This window comes from Marinobacter nauticus ATCC 49840 (assembly GCF_000284615.1).
In the GTDB taxonomy this organism is placed as follows: domain Bacteria; phylum Pseudomonadota; class Gammaproteobacteria; order Pseudomonadales; family Oleiphilaceae; genus Marinobacter; species Marinobacter nauticus.
On the sequence record NC_017067.1, the window covers coordinates 1,204,542 to 1,224,178 of the forward strand.

At 59.2% G+C, this 19,637-nt stretch carries 15 protein-coding genes; 9 read left to right on the forward strand and 6 right to left on the reverse strand.

All coding sequences use genetic code 11. The features are described from left to right. The first annotated feature begins 76 nt into the window (after positions 1-76). The 4 genes from MARHY_RS05585 to cynS are packed head-to-tail and all read left to right on the forward strand — an operon-like array spanning position 77 to position 3,757. Positions 77-1,498, forward strand: coding sequence for an ABC transporter substrate-binding protein (locus MARHY_RS05585; protein WP_014420935.1), 1,422 nt, complete (start codon positions 77-79; stop codon positions 1,496-1,498). Positions 1,499-1,500: 2 nt separating this feature from the next. Next, positions 1,501-2,328, forward strand: a complete 828-nt coding sequence (ntrB, locus tag MARHY_RS05590) for a nitrate ABC transporter permease (protein WP_014420936.1) — start codon at positions 1,501-1,503, stop codon at positions 2,326-2,328. 55 nt (positions 2,329-2,383) lie between these two features. Further along, the gene (locus MARHY_RS05595) at positions 2,384-3,286 is read left to right on the forward strand and encodes an ABC transporter ATP-binding protein (RefSeq protein WP_014420937.1); all 903 of its coding nucleotides are present in this window, start codon (positions 2,384-2,386) and stop codon (positions 3,284-3,286) included. A 27-nt stretch (positions 3,287-3,313) separates the two neighbouring features. Then, the gene (gene cynS / locus MARHY_RS05600) at positions 3,314-3,757 is read left to right on the forward strand and encodes a cyanase (protein ID WP_014420938.1); all 444 of its coding nucleotides are present in this window, start codon (positions 3,314-3,316) and stop codon (positions 3,755-3,757) included. Between the two features lie 179 nt (positions 3,758-3,936). Here cynS and ilvD read toward each other — a convergent pair whose 3' ends face one another. Genes ilvD through ilvG form a run of 3 tightly spaced genes read right to left on the reverse strand, consistent with a single transcriptional unit; the run spans position 3,937 to position 7,607 of the window. Continuing rightward, positions 3,937-5,613 carry a dihydroxy-acid dehydratase gene (gene ilvD / locus MARHY_RS05605; protein ID WP_014420939.1) on the reverse strand — a complete coding sequence of 559 codons (1,677 nt, stop codon included), beginning with the start codon at positions 5,611-5,613 and terminating at the stop codon, positions 3,937-3,939. A gap of 21 nt (positions 5,614-5,634) precedes the next feature. Then, positions 5,635-5,913 carry an ACT domain-containing protein gene (locus MARHY_RS05610; RefSeq protein ID WP_011785586.1) on the reverse strand — a complete coding sequence of 93 codons (279 nt, stop codon included), beginning with the start codon at positions 5,911-5,913 and terminating at the stop codon, positions 5,635-5,637. Next, positions 5,910-7,607, reverse strand: coding sequence for an acetolactate synthase 2 catalytic subunit (ilvG, locus tag MARHY_RS05615; RefSeq protein ID WP_014420940.1), 1,698 nt, complete (start codon positions 7,605-7,607; stop codon positions 5,910-5,912). The genes MARHY_RS05610 and ilvG overlap by 4 nt, the downstream gene beginning before the upstream one ends. A gap of 332 nt (positions 7,608-7,939) precedes the next feature. Between ilvG and MARHY_RS05620 the strand changes: the two genes are divergently transcribed. Next, on the forward strand, positions 7,940-9,022 hold the full coding sequence (locus MARHY_RS05620) for an efflux RND transporter periplasmic adaptor subunit (RefSeq protein ID WP_041654607.1): 1,083 nt from the start codon (positions 7,940-7,942) through the stop codon (positions 9,020-9,022). Positions 9,023-9,027: 5 nt separating this feature from the next. Further along, positions 9,028-12,117, forward strand: coding sequence for an efflux RND transporter permease subunit (locus tag MARHY_RS05625; protein ID WP_014420943.1), 3,090 nt, complete (start codon positions 9,028-9,030; stop codon positions 12,115-12,117). Here MARHY_RS05625 and MARHY_RS05630 read toward each other — a convergent pair. Continuing rightward, positions 12,111-13,736 carry a methyl-accepting chemotaxis protein gene (locus MARHY_RS05630; protein WP_014420944.1) on the reverse strand — a complete coding sequence of 542 codons (1,626 nt, stop codon included), beginning with the start codon at positions 13,734-13,736 and terminating at the stop codon, positions 12,111-12,113. The genes MARHY_RS05625 and MARHY_RS05630 overlap by 7 nt on opposite strands. A 92-nt stretch (positions 13,737-13,828) precedes the next feature. Between MARHY_RS05630 and MARHY_RS05635 the strand changes: the two genes are divergently transcribed. Next, positions 13,829-14,557: a pseudouridine synthase gene (locus tag MARHY_RS05635; protein WP_014420945.1), complete on the forward strand. Its 729-nt coding sequence runs from the start codon at positions 13,829-13,831 to the stop codon at positions 14,555-14,557. A gap of 151 nt (positions 14,558-14,708) precedes the next feature. Further along, positions 14,709-16,583: a sensor domain-containing diguanylate cyclase gene (locus MARHY_RS05640; protein WP_014420946.1), complete on the forward strand. Its 1,875-nt coding sequence runs from the start codon at positions 14,709-14,711 to the stop codon at positions 16,581-16,583. Here the strand turns inward: MARHY_RS05640 and MARHY_RS05645 are convergent. Next, complete coding sequence (locus MARHY_RS05645; protein ID WP_014420947.1) at positions 16,574-18,019, reverse strand: amidase; 1,446 nt, start codon at positions 18,017-18,019, stop codon at positions 16,574-16,576. The genes MARHY_RS05640 and MARHY_RS05645 overlap by 10 nt on opposite strands. 188 nt (positions 18,020-18,207) lie before the next feature. Here MARHY_RS05645 and MARHY_RS05650 point away from each other — a divergent pair, with 188 nt between their 5' ends. Beyond that, positions 18,208-18,816: a methyltransferase family protein gene (locus MARHY_RS05650; protein WP_014420948.1), complete on the forward strand. Its 609-nt coding sequence runs from the start codon at positions 18,208-18,210 to the stop codon at positions 18,814-18,816. A 9-nt stretch (positions 18,817-18,825) separates the two neighbouring features. On the opposite strand, the gene djlA is transcribed toward MARHY_RS05650, so the two are convergent. Continuing rightward, entirely contained in the window at positions 18,826-19,608 is a 783-nt protein-coding gene (gene djlA / locus MARHY_RS05655) for a co-chaperone DjlA (protein ID WP_014420949.1), read from the reverse strand. Between the last annotated feature and the right edge of the window lie 29 nt (positions 19,609-19,637).

Here is a 19,637-nt window from a genome sequence, read left to right on the forward strand (position 1 = left end):
TCTCTCCGGGAGCCGAGCCACCACTTTACTGCACCGCAAGAGTGCATAAACGACCCGTACTTCAGGAGAGTGCCCCATGACGACAAAGAGCCTTGGTAATCCGTTTGATGGAGACAAATCGCTGATCCACGCCAAAACCTGTGGCTGCCCGGACTGTAAGCCCGGCCAGGACGCCCCGGCAATTTCGCTGGACCTAAAATCTTCCGTCAGCAGGCAGGACGCATCGGAGGCGCCACTGAATTCAGAAGAGATGATGGACCGAGCCATCGAGAGCGCCGTTGTCCGCTCCGTATTCGGCCACAACGACCACAGCCGCCGCAGCTTCATGAAAATGATGGGTGCGGGCACCGCCGCCGCGCTGCTGGGCAGCGTGTTCCCCATGGACAAGGCCAAGGCCGCGGTTAAGGAATCCCTCGGCAAGCTTGAGAAGACCAAACTGAACGTTGGCTTTGTACCCATTACCTGCGCCACGCCGATCATCATGGCTCACCCCATGGGCTTCTATGAGCGCTACGGCCTGGACGTGACCGTGACCAAGACCGCGGGCTGGGCGGTGGCCCGGGACAAGTCCCTGGCCGGTGAATACGACGCGTCCCATATGCTTACCCCAATGCCCCTGGCCATGACCATGGGTGCCGGTTCCACACCGGAGCCGTTCATCATGCCGGCGGTGGAGAACATCAACGGCCAGGCCATCGTGCTGCACGTGGACCACAAGGACAAACGCGATCCCAAGCAGTGGAAGGGCTTCAAGTTCGGCGTGCCGTTCGAATACTCCATGCACAACTTCCTGCTGCGTTACTACCTGGCCGAGAACGGTATCGACCCGGACAAGGACGTGCAGATCCGAGTGGTTCCGCCACCCGAGATGGTGGCCAACCTGCGTGCCGGTAACCTCGATGGCTACCTGTCACCGGACCCGTTCAACCAGCGTGCCGTGTGGGAAAAGGTGGGCTTCATTCACATGCTTACCAAGGATATCTGGGAAGGCCACCCCTGCTGCGCCTTCGCCTGCAGCCAGCAGTTTGCGACTCAGAATCCGAATACCTATGGAGCCCTGCTGCGCGCCATCATTGATGCCACCCAATACTCCAACAACCCTGAAAACCGAAAGGAAATTTCCGAAGCCATCGCGCCCAAGAACTACCTGAACCAGCCGGTCCCGGTAATACAGCAGGTGCTGACCGGGTACTACGCGGACGGCCTGGGCGAGGTGAAGAATGTGCCGGATCGCATCGATTTCGATCCGTTCCCCTGGCATTCCATGGGTGTGTGGATCCTCACCCAGATGAAGCGCTGGGGCTACATCGAGGGCGACGTGGATTACAAGGGCATCGCCGAGCAGGTCTACCTGGCTGGAGAAACCGGCAAGCTCATGGAGGAGATGGGCTACAGCGCGCCGGACAAGACCTACAAGACCCACACCATCATGGGCAAGACTTTTGATCCGGACAGCGCGGAAGAGTATGCCCGCAGTTTTGCCATCGGGAGGGTATAACCATGGCTTCCCTGAACATACGGGCGGCGTTGCTGTCGGTGTCGTTCCTGATTGTGGCCCTGGGGCTATGGGAAATGGCAACCCAGCCGCCGGAAGCCCAGACCGGAATGAGTGAATACGAAATGCTCATGGGTGGCGCCGACCAGGAATCCCGGGTACCGCCACCTTCAGCGGTGATCAAGCTGGCCTGGGCCGAGCTGTCGAATCCGTTCTACGACGCCGGCGCCAACGACAAGGGTATCGGCATCCAGCTGGCCTATTCGGTTTACCGGGTACTTACCGGCTACCTGGCGGCCATGGCCATCGCCTTGCCCCTGGGGTTCCTGATCGGTATGTCTCCACTGATGTACAAGGCCCTGAACCCCTACATCCAGGTTTTGCGGCCGATTTCGCCGCTGGCCTGGATGCCCCTGGCCCTGTTCATAATCCAGGACTCGGACGCCTCGGCCATCTTCGTGATCTTCATCTGCTCGATCTGGCCGATGCTGCTTAACACCGCCTTTGGTGTGGCCAATGTCCGGCAGGATTGGGTGAATGTGGCCCGAACCCACGAACTGGGGCCGATCAAAACCGCGTTAACCGTGATTCTGCCGGCGGCCGCGCCCACCATCCTGACCGGCATGCGCATCTCCATCGGTATTGCCTGGCTGGTCATCGTGGCGGCGGAAATGCTCGTGGGCGGCACCGGCATTGGCTACTACGTGTGGAACGAGTGGAACAACCTGGATCTGGCCAGTGTGATCTTCTCCATCCTGATGATCGGGGTGGTGGGAATGCTGCTGGACCTGGCCCTGGGCAAGGCCCAGAAACTGGTGGAGTACAAAGAATGAGCGGCCCGGCACCGGCCGCCGATGCCGGCCTCAACCCTCCGAACGGAGACCTGTTATGAGTAAACCATTCCTGGAAGTAGATGGTCTGTCCAAAGTCTATCCGGATGGCCAGGGCGGTGAGCTGACCGTCTTCGAGGATATCCGCTTTGCCCTGGAGAAAGGCGAGTTCGTCTGCATCATCGGCCACTCCGGCTGCGGCAAATCCACCATCCTGAACGTGCTGGCTGGCCTGGACGAAGCCAGCGCCGGCAACGTGGTGATGAACGGCAAGGAAGTAAAGGGCCCGGGCCTGGAGCGCGGCGTGGTGTTTCAGAACTACAGCTTGCTGCCCTGGAAAACGGCCCTGAACAACATCGTATTTGCGGTGAAAGCCCGTTGGCCCGGCTGGTCCAAGGAAAAGGTGCGGGAGCACAGCGAGCGCTACCTGAAAATGGTGGGCCTGGAGCACGCCATGAACCGCAAGCCCTCACAGCTCTCAGGCGGCATGCGCCAACGGGTGAGCATCGCCCGGGCCTTCGCTACCCAGCCGGAACTCCTGCTGCTGGATGAACCCTTCGGCGCGCTGGATGCCCTTACGCGAGGAGTGATTCAGGATGAACTGGTGAAGATCTGGGAAGAAACCCGCCAGACCGTGTTCATGATCACCCACGATGTTGATGAAGCCATTCTCCTTTCCGACCGCATCTTTCTGATGTCCAACGGCCCCAATGCTCGCATCGCCGAGAGTGTGAAAGTGGACATCCCGCATCCGCGGGCGCGGGCCACCATTTTCCAGAACCCGGCTTACCACAAGACCCGGGACTACCTGGTTGACTTCCTGGTCAACCGAAGCGGCTCGGCCCTGCCGGAACAAGACGGCAGCCCGAAAGTTGTCGAGCCTGCCAAAGGTACCGCTCAGCCGGAACCGGCTGAACCTGAAACCGAATCCGAAACTGCCGCTCGTGCGGTGAATGCCTGACGTTAAAAGTGAAGAGAGGAACCAACCATGATGAACAAAGAACTGATGACCGCAAAAATCCTTGAAGCCAAAGTTGCCAAGGGCATGACCTGGGAAGCGATTGCCGAGGCAGTGGGGCTGTCGCCGGTGTTCACCACCTCTGCGGCTCTCGGGATGAACAGCCTCACCGAGGACAAGGCTTTCGCCCTCTGCGAAACCCTCGGCCTCGACAAGCCGGTAGCCGAAGCCCTGCAGGTCTGCCCCAAAAAAGCGTGGGATGGCGCTGTTCCCCAAGACCCGCTGATCTATCGCCTGTATGAAGTGGTAGGCGTGTATGGCGATACCATGAAAGCGCTGATTCACGAGAAGTTCGGGGATGGCATCATGAGTGCCATTGACTTCACCATGGACATTGAGAAGGAAGAGAATCCGAAGGGCGACCGGGTGGTGGTTACCATGAACGGGAAGTTTCTGCCTTATAAGGCCTGGTAGTCGTCGGACTTTGAGTTTGCCTCGTTCCTAGCCTTCTGGCTGCGGGGCGGGCTTGCGGGGTGGCTGGTGGATTTGTCTTGGAAAAAGAACTCGCTTCGCTCAGACACCTTTTTCCGGCGAAAAATCCACCATACCCGCCGTACCTGCCCATAACATCAAGGCTGCGAGCCCAACCCTAACTAGGGCAGGTCGGTAACGGCGCCCGTAGATGCGGAACTCACCACACGGGCATACTTGGCCAGCACGCCCCGGGTAAATCTGGGTTCCGGCGGCGTCCAGGCTTTGCGCCGTTTTTCCATTTCCGCGTCAGAGATTTCCAGCACAATCGAGTTGCTCACGGCATCAATGGTGATGGTGTCGCCGTCTTCCACCAGCGCAATTGGCCCGCCCACGGCGGCCTCTGGTGTGATATGGCCAACCACAAAACCATGGCTGCCACCGGAGAAGCGGCCGTCTGTAATCAGAGCTACATCACTGCCAAGACCTTTGCCCATAATCGCCGAGGTGGGGCTGAGCATTTCCCGCATGCCGGGCCCGCCCTTGGGGCCTTCGTATCGGATCACCAGCACGTCGCCGGCCACCACGGTGCCGTCCAGGATGCGTGCCTGGGCCTCCTCTTCCGAGTGAAAGACACGGGCGCGGCCGGAGAAATGGGTGCCTTCCTTGCCAGTGATTTTCGCCACCGAGCCTTCCGGAGCCAGGTTGCCGTAGAGAATGCGCAAATGGCTGTCGGCTTTGATCGGGTTGTCGAAGGCGTGGATGATCTGCTGGTCTTCGGGGTAGGGCACCACGGTCTCGAGGTTTTCTGCCAGGGTCTTGCCGGTCACCGTGAGGCAGTCCCCATGCAGCAGCCCCCGGTCGAGCAGCATCTTCATTAGCGGTTGAATGCCGCCAATGGCCACCAGCTCGGACATCATGTAGTGGCCGGAGGGGCGAAGGTCTGCCAGGACCGGTACCTGTTTGCCGATGCGTACGAAATCGTCCAGTGACAGCTCCACTCCCACGGTACTGGCCATACCCAGAAGGTGAAGCACGGCGTTGGTGGAACCGCCCAGCGCGATCACCACGGTGATGGCGTTCTCGAACGCTTCCCGGGTCATGATATCGGAGGGCTTGATATCGGCTTCCAGCAGTTTCAGTACCGCGGCGCCCGCGGCTTCGCAATCCGCCAGTTTGCTGTCGGAAACGGCGTTCTGGGCCGAGCTGCCTGGCAGGCTCATACCCATGGCCTCAATGGCGGAGGCCATGGTGTTGGCGGTGTACATGCCGCCACAGGAGCCTGGCCCGGGAATCGCGGTTTCCTCGATCTGTTTGACTTCGATCAGCTCCATGTTACCGCGGGCATGGGCGCCCACCGCCTCAAACACGGAGATGATGTCGGTATGGTTCTCGCCGGGCATGATGGTGCCGCCGTAAACGAAGACCGAGGGCCGGTTCAGCCGGGCCAGGCCCATCATGCAGCCGGGCATGTTCTTGTCGCAGCCACCGATGGCGACCAATCCGTCGAAGCCCTCACAACCGGCCACGGTCTCAATGGAATCAGCAATCACCTCGCGCGACACCAGAGAATATTTCATGCCCTCGGTGCCGTTGGCGATGCCATCGGAGATGGTGATGGTGTTGAAGATCAGGCTCTTGCCCCCGGCTCCGTCGGCACCCTTGGCGGCCTCCCGGGCCAGGCCGTCAATGTGCATGTTGCAGGGCGTAAGGTTGCTCCAGGTGGAGGCAATGCCAATCTGGGGTTTGCGGAAATCCTCGTCGGTAAAACCTACCGCCCGGAGCATGGCCCGGCTGGCGGATTTATTGATACCGTCTACCACCGGTGCCGAGTGTCGGCGTCGTTTATCGGTTGTCATGCGTTATCCCTCTCCGTCGTTTCAAGCCGATCGCGACCGTGCCATGGTATCGGAGACCAGTTCAACTCCGGCAACGGTATGCAGTTTCTCCAGCTGAGATTGAAGCATAGCAACTGGCCGGGAACCCTCCAGCGTGAGGGCAATGTCGAGGGTATCGCCAGTTGATTCCATGGCCATCCTGGAAATCCGGAAGCCGCGTACCCGCACCACCCGGCACAGCCGCTCCAGAGCTGCCGCTTCCTGGTTCATGCGGCAATTCAGGGTATATCGTTGACTGGCGCTTTCATGATTCGGCTTCATGCTACCTGCTCCTTGCGGCTGTTCGTTTTACGGGGTTCGTCAATCATTTCCTTGTTGCTGGCGCCGGCTTTGACGATGGGCCAGACGTTCTCTTCACGACTGATGGCAACGTGCAGCAGCATCGGGCCGTTGTAAGCCAGAATGGTTTCGATGCCGCGGCGGATCTGGTCGGTCCGCTCAATGTGCAGGGCCGGGATATCGAACGCCCGGGCCATGGCGACAAAGTCCGGATTGTCGTCCAGATCGATCTGGCTCTCGCGGTTGTTGTAGAACAGTTCCTGTTGCTGACGAACCATGCCCAGGCACTGGTTGTCCAGAATGATCAGCTTCAACGGCAGGTTGTAGCGCCGTATGGTGGCCAGTTCCTGTGCGTTCATCATGAACGAACCATCACCGGTCACGTTGATGACGGTGCGTGTTCGGTCCGAGAACTGGGCGCCGATGGCCGCCGGAAGCCCGAAGCCCATGGTGCCCAGACCTCCGCTGGTCAGGTGGTGGCGTGGATGGGCGAACTGGTAGTACTGGGCAACCCACATCTGATGCTGGCCAACATCGCAGGCGATGACAGTGTCGTCGCCGGTGATGCCGGAAAGCTGACGGATGAATGCGGGGCCGGTAATGGGGGCCAACGGTTCCTCGTTATCGGCGGCGCGAAAGCCTCCGGTGGTATGCCAGGTGCGGCATTGTTTCTGCCAGGCGTCGATAGCCAGTGGCTCAGCCGCAATGGCATCGGTCATTGCCGCCAGAATGGCGTTCAGATCGCCGCGCAGAGACAGGTCTGCTGGCCGCAGTTTGTTGATCTCGGCGGCATCGGCGTCAATATGGATCATCCGGGCATTAGGCGCGAATCCGTCCAGGTTGCCGGTGGCACGGTCATCCAGCCGGGCGCCGATGACGACCAGGAGGTCGCACTCGTCAACCGCCTTGTTGGCCGCCCGGGAACCGTGCATGCCGAGCATGCCCAGATCATTCGGGTTGTTTCGGCCGGCGTTGCCTATGCCTTTGAGGGTAACTACGCCCGGCAGCCCCGAGACTTCGGCAAAGGTACGAAAACGGTCTTCGGCTCCGGCCAGAGACACACCGCCACCACTGTAGAGCAGGGGCCGCCTGGCTGATTTCAGCATGGCCAGGGCCGGGCCGATCTCCGGGCAATCCGCTGGCGGTGCCTCGGTGCAGGCCGGGGCTGGAGCCTCAATCTCGGACAACAGAATGTCTTTGGGAATATCAATCCATACCGGCCCGGGGCGGCCAGCCTGGGCCAGGTCGATGGCTTCCTCCAGAATGCCCGGCAGGTCTTCGGGGTCATCCACCAGGTAGCTGTGTTTGACGATGCCCAGGGTCATGCCAAGGATGTCGGTTTCCTGAAAGGCGTCGGTGCCAATCAATCCGGAGGGGACCTGCCCGGTGATCACCAGCAGGGGAATGGAATCCATGTAGGCGTTGGCAACGCCAGTGATCAGGTTGGTGGCGCCGGGGCCGGAGGTGGCAATACAAACCCCCAGTTGGCCACTGGCCCGGGCGTAACCGTCTGCCGCCAGGGCGCAGGCCTGCTCGTGGCGGCACAGCACATGCTCCATTCCCACGTCATCCACCAGCGCGTCATACAGGGGCATGATGCAGCCACCCGGATACCCGAAAACCGTGCTGATGTTATGGCGGTGGAACGCTGCAAGAATGTGCTGTGAGCCGTTCATGGTCGTTTTTCCCTTTTTCTTTGCCGCAAAAAAGAAACCCCCGGGACCTTGCGGTGCCGGGGGTTTCTGGTGTCGTTGTCAGGTTGTCGCTATCTCACCCGCTTGTCCACGCAAAAGCCCCCGGACGGTACCACGACCACCAGGACTAGCTTCACAAGGACCATAACTGCGTTGAGATTCATGAAATCGACAATCTGCTCTGAATTGAGTTGAACAATGTGTGTAGAATCTAACCCACGTTTTCAGGCGGATGCAAGGGCTTATTTCCGGAAATTCAACCGGTGCCGGCTTTTTCGCTTTCTCAAACCAAATCTGTTCACGGCGAGTGGTGCATGACAAGAGCAAAATGGAGCTCCCTGGGATTATCCCTTCTGGTCATCGTCTTATTGGTTGTATGGATGGCAACGGGTGAGGTAAAAGTCGCCAGTGAAGAGGCGCCGGAGGCGCCGGCTTCCGAACAGGTATCTGTCACCCGGGTTGAGGTAACACCGGTCAGCGCGCGGGCTTATCAGCCAGCCCTGAAGCTTCAGGGCCAACTGGAACCCTGGCAGTCGGTTCAGGTCAGTGCCCGCGTGGCTGGTACTGTTGAGCAACTGAACGTTGAGCTGGGGCAGCAGGTGAAAGCGGGTACGGTGCTTGCGACCTTGTCGATGGATGGTCGGGACACGGTGGTACAGCGCTGGCAGGCCAGTATTCGCAAGTTGGAAGCGGATCTGGCCGCCGCCCGGAAGCTGCGTTCCAGCAATCTGGCCGCCGAAACTGAAATACTGCGTCTGCAGAGTGAACTCGCCGCGGCTCGAGCAGAACTCGCTGCGGCTGAACTGGCGCTGAATCACCTCAAGCCCATCGCACCGTTTGATGCCACTGTGAATCGTCGCGAAGTGGACGAAGGCAGTCTGGTGCAGGTGGGAACGCCCCTGTTTGAGCTGGTACAGATAGACCGCCTGAAAGCCACCGGACAGATCCCCCAACAATCGGCGGCGCTGGTTCAACCGGGGCAGGCAGTCGATATACAACTGCTGGACGGCTCCCGGCTGGCCGGCGTTGTCAGTTTTGTGGCCAGCGCTGCCAATTCGGACACCCGAAGTTTTGCGGTGGAAGTGGTGGTGGAGAATCCTGAATTGAAGCGGGCTGCGGGCGGCTCTGCCAGCCTGAGTATTCAACTGCCGGAACAACAGGCCACCTTCATATCGCCGGCTTATCTGGGGCTGGATGACGATGGCCGGCCCGGCGTGAAGTATGTCGATGCCGATAATCGAGTGGTGTTTGAGACCGTGCGGCTGCTAAGCGTCTCGACCGACGGTGCCTGGGTTGCCGGCTTGCCGCCTGAGATTCGCCTGATTACCCGAGGGGCCGGATTTGTCTCGCCGGGTGAACAGGTGCGCCCTGTTGATACCTCCGACCAGCGGGGCTGACCGTCATGCGAGCATTGATTGCCGCGGCCATGGACCGAAGCCGCACCACGCTGTTGTTGTTCCTGTTCCTGCTGTTGGGCGGTATGGCGGCCTACCAGGTGATTCCCAAGGAATCCAATCCGGACGTCACCATCCCGATGATCTATGTCTCGATGACGCTTGAAGGCATCAGCCCGGAAGACGCTGAGCGCCTGCTGGTCCGGCCCATGGAGCAGGAGCTGCGCTCGCTGGAAGGCATCAAGGAAATGCGGGGTACCGCCTCAGAAGGCCATGCCTCGGTGATGCTTGAATTCGACGCCGGTTTCGATCCGGACAAGGCCCTGCAGGATGTCCGGGAGAAGGTGGATACCGCCCGCAGCAAGCTACCCCAGGAAGCCGACGAACCCCGGGTCAATGAAATCAACGTGTCGCTGTTTCCGGTGTTGTCGGTAGGCCTGTCCGGTCCGCTGTCGGAACGCGAGCTGATCACCATTGCGCGCCGACTTCAGGATGCCATCGAAGCCATTCCCGAAGTGCTGGAGGTGGAAATTGGTGGCGACAGGGAGGATCTGCTGGAGATCGTGGTGGATCCCCAGGTGCTGGAAAGCTACGGCATCGATTTTGATCAGTTGGCCTCCCTGGTTACCCGGAACAACCAGCTGGTGGCTGCCGGCTCACTCGACACGGGTAATGGTCGGATGGCGCTGAAAGTGCCGGGAGTAATCGAAACCATCGAAGATGTGATGTCGATGCCTGTTAAGGTAGACGGCGACACTGTGGTTACCTTCGGTGATGTGGCCATGCTGCAGCGCACCTTCAAAGACCCGACCGGCTTCGCCCGCATCAACGGGGAGCCAGCCCTGGTACTGGAAGTTTCCAAGCGCTCGGGCGCCAACATTATTGAAACCATTGAGCAGATTCGCACCCTGATTGATGAGGCCCGGCCCCGGTTGCCGGAGACCCTCGATATCCGCTTCATCATGGACCAGTCCGAGGAAGTGCGCGATATCCTCTCGGATCTGCTCAACAACGTGCTGACTGCCATTGTGCTGGTAATCATCGTGGTGATCGCGGCCATGGGCCCACGCTCAGCTGTGCTGGTGGGGCTCACCATCCCCGGGGCGTTTCTGACCGGCATCCTGGTGATCTGGAGCATGGGCCTGACGCTCAATATCGTCGTGCTGTTCAGCCTGATCCTCGTGGCGGGCATGCTGGTGGATGGCGCCATTGTGGTGTCTGAGCTGGCAGATCGGAATCTGTCGGACGGGCAGCCGGTCAAAGCCGCCTGGGTGGAAGCAGCCTCGCGCATGGCCTGGCCGGTTATTGCCTCCACGGCGACGACGCTTGCGGTCTTCGTGCCGCTGCTGTTCTGGCCCGGAGTGGTGGGCGAATTCATGAAATACCTGCCGATGACCGTGTTGATCTGCCTGATTGCTTCGCTGGCCATGGCGCTGGTTTTTCTCCCGGTTTTGGGTGGCGTGAGCGGTGGTCGCCGGCACCACCAGGATGCCAGTGAAGGGCGTTTCATGCGGGGCTACCGACAGGTGCTGGCCGCTCTTCTGCAGCGCCCGGGCCTGACCTTGCTCGGCACCCTGATGGTGATTGTTGTGATCTACGCCGCCTATGGGCGCTTTAACCATGGTGTCGAGTTTTTCCCGAGTGTCGAGCCCGAGTCGGCCCAGGTTCAGGTGCGGGCTCGTGGCGATCTTTCGGTGTGGGAACGGGATGCCATTGTGCGTGAAGTGGAGTCTCGGCTGCAGAATATGCCGGAGGTAAAGGCCCTGTATGCGCGCTCCATGGTGACCACCAGCTCCCAGATGGCTCCGGATGTGATCGGCGTTCTGCAGTTCCAGTTCACGGACTGGTACACCCGCCGCACTGCCACGGATATTCTGGAAGACTTTCGGGAACGTACGGCAGATATCGCCGGTATTGAACTGGAGTTCCGCAAGCAGGAGGGCGGCCCGGCTGAAGGCAAGCCCATCGAGCTGCAGGTCAGCAGTATGGACAGCACACAGCTGGATGGCTATGTCGACAGCATTGAGAACCGCATGCGCGAACTCGGTGGTTTTGTCGATATTGAAGACGACCGGAGCTTGCCCGGGATCGAGTGGCGCCTGAATGTGGATCGTGAGGCGGCCGCTCGATTCGGTACCGATGTGTTGAGCATCGGCAGTGCGGTTCGGCTGGTAACCAATGGCCTGGTGCTGGCCACCTACCGGCCGGAAGATGTTCGCGATGAGGTGGACATTGCGGTGCGGGTGCCCAACAATTGGCGGGAGCTGGATCACCTGGAGCGCCAGACACTGAACACCCCTCGCGGTCAGGTGCCGCTGTCGGAATTCGTGGACCTGGAGCCAGGCGACAAGACCGGCTCAATCGTGCGGGTTGATGGCCAGCGCACGATCACCATCAAATCGGATATTGCGCCGGGCAGGCGAATGGACGAGCTGCTGCGGACCCTGCAGGCTGAGATGCCTGAGCCACCGGAAGGGGTGAGCGTGCGCTTTGCCGGCGAAAACGAGGATCAGCAGCAGGCCGCCAACTTCCTGACCTCCGCTTTTCTGGTTGCGGTTGGCCTGATGTTGCTGATTCTGGTGACCCAGTTCAATTCTCTTTACCAGACCCTTCTGATCCTGTCGGCGATTGTATTGTCCACCGCCGGAGTGCTGCTGGGCTTGCTGTTTTCCGGTCAGTCTTTCGGCGTGGTGATGGTGGGCATGGGCATTATTGCGCTGGCGGGTATTGTGGTGAACAACAACATCATCCTGATCGATACCTTCAACCAGATGAAGCGGGAGGGCAAAGCCGCCTACGAGGCCGCCCTGGAGACCGGATGTCTGCGTTTCCGGCCGGTGTTGCTGACGGCCATCACCACAATCCTTGGGCTTACCCCCATGGTGTTGGGGGTAAATGTGAATCTGTTGGAGCCATCATTGGGGCTAGGTGCGCCATCCACTCAGTGGTGGACGCAGCTGTCCAGCGCCATTGCAGGCGGCCTGGCCTTTGCGACGCTGCTCACTCTATTACTGACGCCGGCTTTGCTGGTTCTGGGAGAACGCACCGGCCAGCGGGTCAGGGGGCTGGTCCGGCGCATTTCACAGCGTGATCAGTAGCGGATTCGCCCAGCCAACTCCTGGGCCTTCCGGGCCATAGCCTCGAGCTCCGGAACCGTGCGCAGGTTCTGCTCTGCGGCATCGTGCATGGCTTCGGATATTTCGGCCACTTCTGTGACATTTCGGTTGATGTCTTCGCTGACACTGGTCTGCTCTTCAGCGGCGGTGGCCACCTGCGTTGTGGCGTCGTTTACCTTGATCATCCTCTGGGTAATGTCTGCCAGTGTGGTTCGTACTGCATCCACGGATTCGCTACTCTCTTTGGCGACCACCTCAGAGGCCTGCATGTACTCTGTGGCGTCCCGGGAGCCATTCTGAATGGAGGCAATGATCTCATCTATTTCCACGGTGGCGTCCTGAGTTTTGGCTGCCAGGTTGCGAACCTCATCGGCAACGACCGCAAAACCCCGCCCGGCTTCTCCAGCTCTGGCAGCCTCTATTGCGGCGTTGAGCGCCAGTAGATTGGTCTGGTCGGCAATTTCCCGGATTACCCGCATGACGTCGCCGACCTGTTGGCCGCTTTTGGCCAGTTCAGCAACGGTGGCCGCGGAACTGCGGATCTGATCGGTCAATCGATTCATGCTGGCAACCGCCTGGTTGATCTGTTCGTCGGCGTGTCGCGTCTGGTTGGCGGTTTCGTCCACCTGGCTGGCAACAGAACTTGCGTGCTGTGCGACGTCCTGAGCGGTGGCTGACATCTCGTTCATCGCCGTGGCTATCTGGTCAATGCGTTGGTGCGCTTTGTCAGACTGAGAGGACACTGCGTCGGCGTTGGACCGAATCATCGCTCCGGTGTCGGCCAGCTGAGACGCGTTGTGTTGCATCATTTCGCCGGTTTCCCGCAGGAACCGGTGCAGGGTTCGGGCGGTGTCCGCCAGTCGACCCAGCTCGTCCGGGCGTTTCAGGGTTACCGGGTCTGTCAGGTCGCCCTCACCAATTCTGCTCAGTTTGGCAATCAGCTCCTGGGTCGGACGTACCACGGACGTCACCAGAACACCAAGACAGGCCAGCGTGCCCATCACGATGGCAGCGAGCAGCAAGCCACCCATCAGCCAGGTGGTTTCCGTTGCGCTGTCCCGCAATTCGCCGGAGTGGGAGACGGCCACGTCACGAATTTTGTTGGCCGCCTGCTCAATCAGTTGCGCGGGTTCACGATCAATCCCGGTCACTGCTTCATCGCCCTCGGTATGGTCGTACCCCGAGGCCACGAAATCCTGGTATCCCGTCCGGTACGCTTCGCCCATCCGTTGATGGGCGGCCCTGAACCGGTCCATCAGCGCGCGGGCTTCCTGATCAGCGATTCTTGGGATCAATTGGTCCAGCTGTTGTTGAATACTGGACTCGGTCTTCTGGAACCGTTGCCAGTATTTATCGCGCTGCGCATCGTCGGCGCCGCGAATCAGGACGTTCTTCCATTCCTGAACCTGCGTCTTGAAATCACTGAGAATGTCTTGCGCTTCCAGGGCCAGCACAATCTCGTCACTGATCAGGTGTTCGTATTCATCCTGGCTGGACAATGATCGGTTGAAGTAGATGCCTGCAACAATCGCTATCAGAAGGTTGGAGACCACGATGATGGTAAGGATCCGGTTAAGGATGCTTTTGTTGTACCAGCGCATGGGCGGGGTCCTGTAAGATGCTAGGGCTAATGGAGTATCGTGGCGGCCTCTGGCGGGCTGCCTGACTGGTTTATCGGCCGATATTTTATATTATGAACCCGCTCACAGAAATTTATCGTGATTCCCAGCTTCTTGTGGTTCACAAACCGGCCGGGTTGCTCATGCATCGCAGCCCGATTGACCGCCATGAGACGGAATTCGCGTTGCAGTACGCCCGTTCTATGAACGGCGGAGCCCATGTCTATCCGGTGCATCGGCTGGATCGGCCGACATCTGGCATCGTTTTGTTCGCCAGGGATCAGGCAACGGCGAGGGTACTGGGGCTTGCAATGATGGCGGGCGAATTCAAGAAGACCTACCTTGCGTTGGTTCGAGGCTGGGCGCCGGAACAGGGCGTGATCGATCATCCACTCCGGGAAGAGCCCGAAGACCGCCGATTGAAGGGAGAAGAACAGCCCGTCCGGCCGGCCCTGACTCGCTACCGTTGCCTCGCCACCACGGAGTTGCCGGTCTCTATTGAGCGATACCCCACCAGTCGTTACAGCCTGGTGGAGCTGAAGCCCGAAACCGGCCGGAAACATCAGCTCCGGCGGCACATGAAGCATATTAGTCATCCGATTATCGGGGATGCCAATCACGGGCGCGGCCGGCACAACCGGTATTTTGCTGAACGGTTCGGCTATGGGCGGTTGATGTTGGCGGCCACTGAGCTGGAACTTTCACACCCGGCCACCGGGGAAGTCCTGCGGTTTTCTGCCCCTCCCGAGGAGAGCTTCCGAACTGTGCTGGAAATATTTGAACAGGAGACGGTGACGGGTTAAGGGCTGACGCCAGCCAGATCGGACAACTTGTGTAGCTTTTTATGTCAATTTGCGACAAATAGTACTTTCAGCAGACGTTGTCGCTACCTTGGTGCATACTCAGTCGTAAGCTTATAACAAATAACAAGTGCGTTTGACGCCCGAGACTGCTATGCCACGGCTTTTTGTCTTCCTGACGCTGTTCTTTTATTTGGTGCTCCCTTCCTTTGCCCATGCAGATGCCGGAGAGTGGGGGCCCTTTTCCAAACGCCTTGAGCTTTCACGGTTCGTCGATTTCTGGAAGGAGACAGGGTCGCCATCGGTTGCTGACATACGAAACCTTCCGGACCAGGCCTGGACCCGAAACGGTAGTGACAGTGTCAGTCTGGGGTATGGCGAGGATATCTACTGGTTTCGGGTAAAGCTCACCAACACGCTGAAATCGGAAGCCAGTAATTTTCTGGAGATCGGTTACCCTGTCCTGGACCATATTGAGATCTACCGTGAGGTCAGCGGGAAGCTGCTCGAACCGCTGATCCTTGGGGATAAGCGTCCTTTTTACGACCGGCCGATCCACCATCGCAATTTCATTGTCCCGTTGGTGCTGCCCCCGGAATCGTCCACAACGGTTTATCTTCGGGTGGACACCACCAGCTCTATGCAGGTGCCCATGACGCTCTGGGAGCAGGATGCCTTCTACGCGGCTGAACAGGCTCGTAGCCTGTTTGAGGGGATCTATTACGGCATCGTCCTGGTGATGATGCTTTACAACCTTTTCGTCTTCATGGCTGTGGGAGAGCGCAGTTTTCTCTACTACGTTGGCTATATTGCAGCGATGCCGCTTTTCCTGGCGTCACTGCACGGTGTGGCGTTCCAGTACCTCTGGCCTGAGGCGACCTGGTGGAACGACCAATCCATTATTGTGTTCCTGAATCTGGTGGTGCTGTTCGGGGGAGCCTTCAGTATTCGCTTCATCAGTGTGACAAGAAAAAACCACCCGTGGCTGAACCGGTGGACGATGGCGATGATCATGACGGCCGGCCTGCTTGCTCTGGCGGGCCTTCTTATTCCCTACAGGCTGATGATTCTTCCGACGATTATGGTTGCCTTTGTAGGATGCTCCACCATGCTTATGCTGAGTGTGGTGCGCTGGCTGAAGCGTGACCCAGCTGCCCGGTATTACACGGTAGCCTGGGTTTTTATGCTGTTCGGGGGCATCGTATTGGCGCTGAGTAAATTTACCATGCTGCCCAGGAACCTGCTGACTGAGAATGCCACTCAGGTTGGCTCGGCCCTTGGCGTGATTCTGTTATCGCTTGCGCTGGCTGACAGGCTGAACCGGGAGAAGAAGAAGTCGTTTGCGGCCCAGCAGAAGTTATTGCGTGAGGAACGCAAAGCTCGACTGGCCCAGGAAAAATCGTTGCGTGTTCAGCAAGAGGCTAATGCCCTGTTGGAAGAGAGGGTGCAGGAGCGAACCCGCGACCTGGAATCCCTGAACGAACAACTACTGGAACTGAGTGCGACGGATCCCCTTACCGGACTCAAAAACCGGGGGCACTTTGACAAAAAGTTTCAGGCTGACGTGGTCCATGCCTATCGGTTTGAGGAGACACTGTCGCTGCTGGTGGTAGATATTGATCACTTCAAGAGCTTTAACGATACCTACGGACATCTCGTTGGCGATGATTGTCTGAAAATGGTCGCCGACTGCATCAAACGTCACGTCACCCGGCCGCAGGATCTGGCCGCGCGATACGGCGGCGAGGAGTTTGTCGTCCTGTTGCCAGACACTCCGGAAGCGGGCGCCGTTCGGGTCGCCGAGAGAATCCGCGAGGAGATTCAGAAAACAGCTTTCCGGGTCTCCGATCAGGTACTTCATCTGACCGTCAGTATCGGTGTTTGCAGCTGCGCGCCCGCCCGGGCGGACGCTACCAAAGCGTTGTTTGCCTGCGCCGATGACGCGCTTTACCAGGCCAAGGCGGAGGGCCGCAACCGGGTAATTGCAAGTACCCAGGCCGGGCAGGACCAGGCAGTCTGTCAGGCCTGATTTGACCGGGCTGCCTGGCTTAGAGTGGGCCAGGGGTGGTTGGCTTCCAGCGCGTAGGCAATTTCAAGTAGCGTTCGCTCATCGCCATGCCGACCCATAAACTGCACCGAAATGGGCAGGTGCTGGCTGCTTTCCCCCATAGGCAAGGCGATAGCCGGAGCACCTGTGGCGTTGGCCAGCGGCGTAAAACTCACATAGCGGGTCAGCCGTTCGAACAGGGTATCGAAAGGTACGCCGGGGTTCAGATGGCCCAGTGGCGGTGTGGTATGTCCCAGGACGGGGGTCAGCACCGCGTCATAATCATTCATGTGCCTCTGATAGTCGTGCCAGGAGCGTTTCAGCCGCCAGATGACAGCGGGCAGGCGCCAGAACTGGCGGCGGAACATTTTGTCCAGGCCATTGGTCAGGCCGTCCACTCGGGATTTGTCGAAATCCGGGTGATAGAGCTTCTTACCGCGGGCTTTTACACCGAACGCGAGCATCCCCCAGTAAAGCGCAAAGTCATCCGGAAATGAGCTGGCGACCGGCACATCCATGGGCTCGATAATGTGCCCCAGCTTTTCCAGGTAGCGGGCCGTCTGCTCCACGGTTAGCCGGGTTTCCGGGTCGGTGGGGTGGCCGTTGATGGAGTCCAGCACCAGGCCAATGCGCAATTGTCGGCCAGAGGGGCCCTGCACATGCCCGATGGCGGGTAGTTTCCGGTTCTTGAACCAGGACTCGGCGTACGCCAGGAAGCCGGCGGTATCGCGCACTGAACGCGTGACGACACCATCACTGATGATGTTGACGGGCAAATCCCGGGCGGCATCGTTATCTACCACTCGGCCTCGTGTAGGTTTCAGGCCTACCAACCCGCAACAGGCAGCCGGTATGCGGATAGAGCCGCCACCGTCATTGGCGTGGGCGATGGGCACCACGCCGGCTGCGACCAGGGCGGCAGCACCGCCGGATGAAGCGCCACAGGAATAGTCCAGGTTCCATGGGTTGCGTGTCGGGTCTCCCTGGGCGGGCTCACTTGAGGCGTTAAAACCGAATTCCGGCAGTGTGGACTTGCCCAGGCAAATATAGCCCTGGGACAGCATCTGTTCGGCAAAAGGGCTGGTTCTTTTCGCCACCCGGGGCGTGACCGCCTGTGACCCGTGCCCGGTGGGCAAACCCTCAACGTCTGTGTTGTCCTTGATATAAGTAGGTACACCGGCAAAGGGGCCAGTCTGGGCGCCCGGTCGCTGGCTCTGTGTCAGCGCTGGCTGATAACGTTCAGTCACCACACCATTGATCACCGGCGCCGCCAGCTGTGCCCGCTCTATCGCCGCCGCCGTCACTTCCTGCGCCGAAACCTCGCCTGAACGAATCCGTTCAGCAAGTGCAGTAGCGTCGTTGTCGGCCAGCGCGTCGTTGCGGAAACAATGGAAGCGGGTACTGGGTGGCTGATTCATGGCGGCTCCTGAAAGCAAAAACAGAGGCTTACTAACATAACTCAGGCTTAAACGTGACGATATGTCATTTCAGGTATGGCGTCACAAAATGGGTGCAAAATATGGCAGCAAAGGATTGATCTGTGTCTCTTTCAATGAAGCCTCAAGCACAGTAAGCTGTTTGCCAACCTACTGAACCAGAATGAATAATGGATCTGATCGAGCCAGCTGTCCGGGTTTTTCTCGGCGTTTTTTTCCTGATGATTGGCCTGCAGTTTGCGGCCCGTACGCTCGGCCTGTATTCACGATTGGGCTTCTCTCACATCAATTATGGCAGGATCGGTACGGCTACCTGGTGGCATCGCCACACCTTTAACCTGTTCCGGGCTGCGATTCTGCTGGTTTGCCTGGCCAGGATCTGGGTTGATCTGGACGCCTGGTTGGGCGTTTTCCCCCTGCTGTACCACTGGCCGGTGTTACTGGCCGGGGCTGTGCTTCTGCTGGTTTCCTACACAGCCGTGAACTATCTGCAGGCCTACATGCATGAGGACTGGCGTTCCGGCATTGATGACCAGCATGGCAGTGGGCACCTTCTGACCGATGGACCTTTTGGTCGCAGCCGGAACCCGCTGTTTCTGGCGGTGATGACGGGGCAGTTGGGGTTCTTTCTGGCGTTGCCCAGCGTGTTTTCGCTGGTGTGCCTGGTGACTGGCGTGCTGGTGATCATGCGCCAGGCCAGGGAGGAAGAGAAAGCCCTGGCCAGGCGTTTTGATGAACAGTACGAGGCCTATTGCAAACGGGTGCCCCGCTGGTTCTGACTGTCGGGCTCAGGACGCTTTGTTCCGCGCTTCCTTGATCACGTCGTAAGCGTGGCTGATTTCACGGGTTCGTTCTTCCGCCATTTCCCGCATACTTTCGGGCAAGCCGCGTCCGGCGAGTTTGTCCGGGTGGTTTTCACTCATCAGCTTGCGGTAAGCGCGCTTGATCTCGGCGTCTGAGGCCTCTGGCGAGACGCCAAGAACCTTGTAGGCATCATCGATCTGCTGGCTGCTGGAATAATTGCGGGTACCGCCCGCCTGGCCGGCATGGGCACCACGCAGCATAGCTTCGAGCTGGTCGACCTGACTTTCCGGCAGCCCCAGCCCACGGGCGATACGAACCAGCATTTCGTGCTCGGCCGGATGTACCTGCCCGTCTGCGGCAACCGCAGACACCTGTACCTGCAGAAACATCTGCAACAGCACCGGCTGGCGGCCGGACGCCTGCATGAAGCGCTGGAGTTCGGCATCCAGGTCGAAGTCCGATGCTTTACCCCGGTTGAACGCTTCCTTGGCCATGGCTTTCTGGGATTCGTTCAGGCGAAAGCGAATGAACATGGCCTCTGCCATCTGGATTTCATCCCGTGAGACCACGCCATCGGCCTTGCACAGGGCGCCCATCACCGCGAACACGGATTCAATGAAACCGGCCTGCAGCCCCTGAAGCTTGCCCAGCAGTCGGCTTTTCATGCGCTGGAACAGGAACGCACCAATGGCTGCGCCAACCAGAAAGCCGGGGAATCGACCAAAGGCATAACCGATCAGACCGCCAAAAATGATTGCGAACAGCATTCTCTATCCTTCGTTGAGTAAACAGTCCT

What these genes read in the sequence shown, in the direction of transcription:
- MARHY_RS05585 (WP_014420935.1), top strand. Translation starts at nt 77, where the DNA reads ATGACGACAAAGAGCCTTGGTAATCCGTTTGATGGAGACAAATCGCTG.
- ntrB (WP_014420936.1), top strand. Translation starts at nt 1,501, where the DNA reads ATGGCTTCCCTGAACATACGGGCGGCGTTGCTGTCGGTGTCGTTCCTG.
- MARHY_RS05595 (WP_014420937.1), top strand. Translation starts at nt 2,384, where the DNA reads ATGAGTAAACCATTCCTGGAAGTAGATGGTCTGTCCAAAGTCTATCCG.
- cynS (WP_014420938.1), top strand. Translation starts at nt 3,314, where the DNA reads ATGATGAACAAAGAACTGATGACCGCAAAAATCCTTGAAGCCAAAGTT.
- ilvD (WP_014420939.1), bottom strand. Translation starts at nt 5,613, where the DNA reads ATGACAACCGATAAACGACGCCGACACTCGGCACCGGTGGTAGACGGT.
- MARHY_RS05610 (WP_011785586.1), bottom strand. Translation starts at nt 5,913, where the DNA reads ATGAAGCCGAATCATGAAAGCGCCAGTCAACGATATACCCTGAATTGC.
- ilvG (WP_014420940.1), bottom strand. Translation starts at nt 7,607, where the DNA reads ATGAACGGCTCACAGCACATTCTTGCAGCGTTCCACCGCCATAACATC.
- MARHY_RS05620 (WP_041654607.1), top strand. Translation starts at nt 7,940, where the DNA reads ATGACAAGAGCAAAATGGAGCTCCCTGGGATTATCCCTTCTGGTCATC.
- MARHY_RS05625 (WP_014420943.1), top strand. Translation starts at nt 9,028, where the DNA reads ATGCGAGCATTGATTGCCGCGGCCATGGACCGAAGCCGCACCACGCTG.
- MARHY_RS05630 (WP_014420944.1), bottom strand. Translation starts at nt 13,736, where the DNA reads ATGCGCTGGTACAACAAAAGCATCCTTAACCGGATCCTTACCATCATC.
- MARHY_RS05635 (WP_014420945.1), top strand. Translation starts at nt 13,829, where the DNA reads ATGAACCCGCTCACAGAAATTTATCGTGATTCCCAGCTTCTTGTGGTT.
- MARHY_RS05640 (WP_014420946.1), top strand. Translation starts at nt 14,709, where the DNA reads ATGCCACGGCTTTTTGTCTTCCTGACGCTGTTCTTTTATTTGGTGCTC.
- MARHY_RS05645 (WP_014420947.1), bottom strand. Translation starts at nt 18,019, where the DNA reads ATGAATCAGCCACCCAGTACCCGCTTCCATTGTTTCCGCAACGACGCG.
- MARHY_RS05650 (WP_014420948.1), top strand. Translation starts at nt 18,208, where the DNA reads ATGGATCTGATCGAGCCAGCTGTCCGGGTTTTTCTCGGCGTTTTTTTC.
- djlA (WP_014420949.1), bottom strand. Translation starts at nt 19,608, where the DNA reads ATGCTGTTCGCAATCATTTTTGGCGGTCTGATCGGTTATGCCTTTGGT.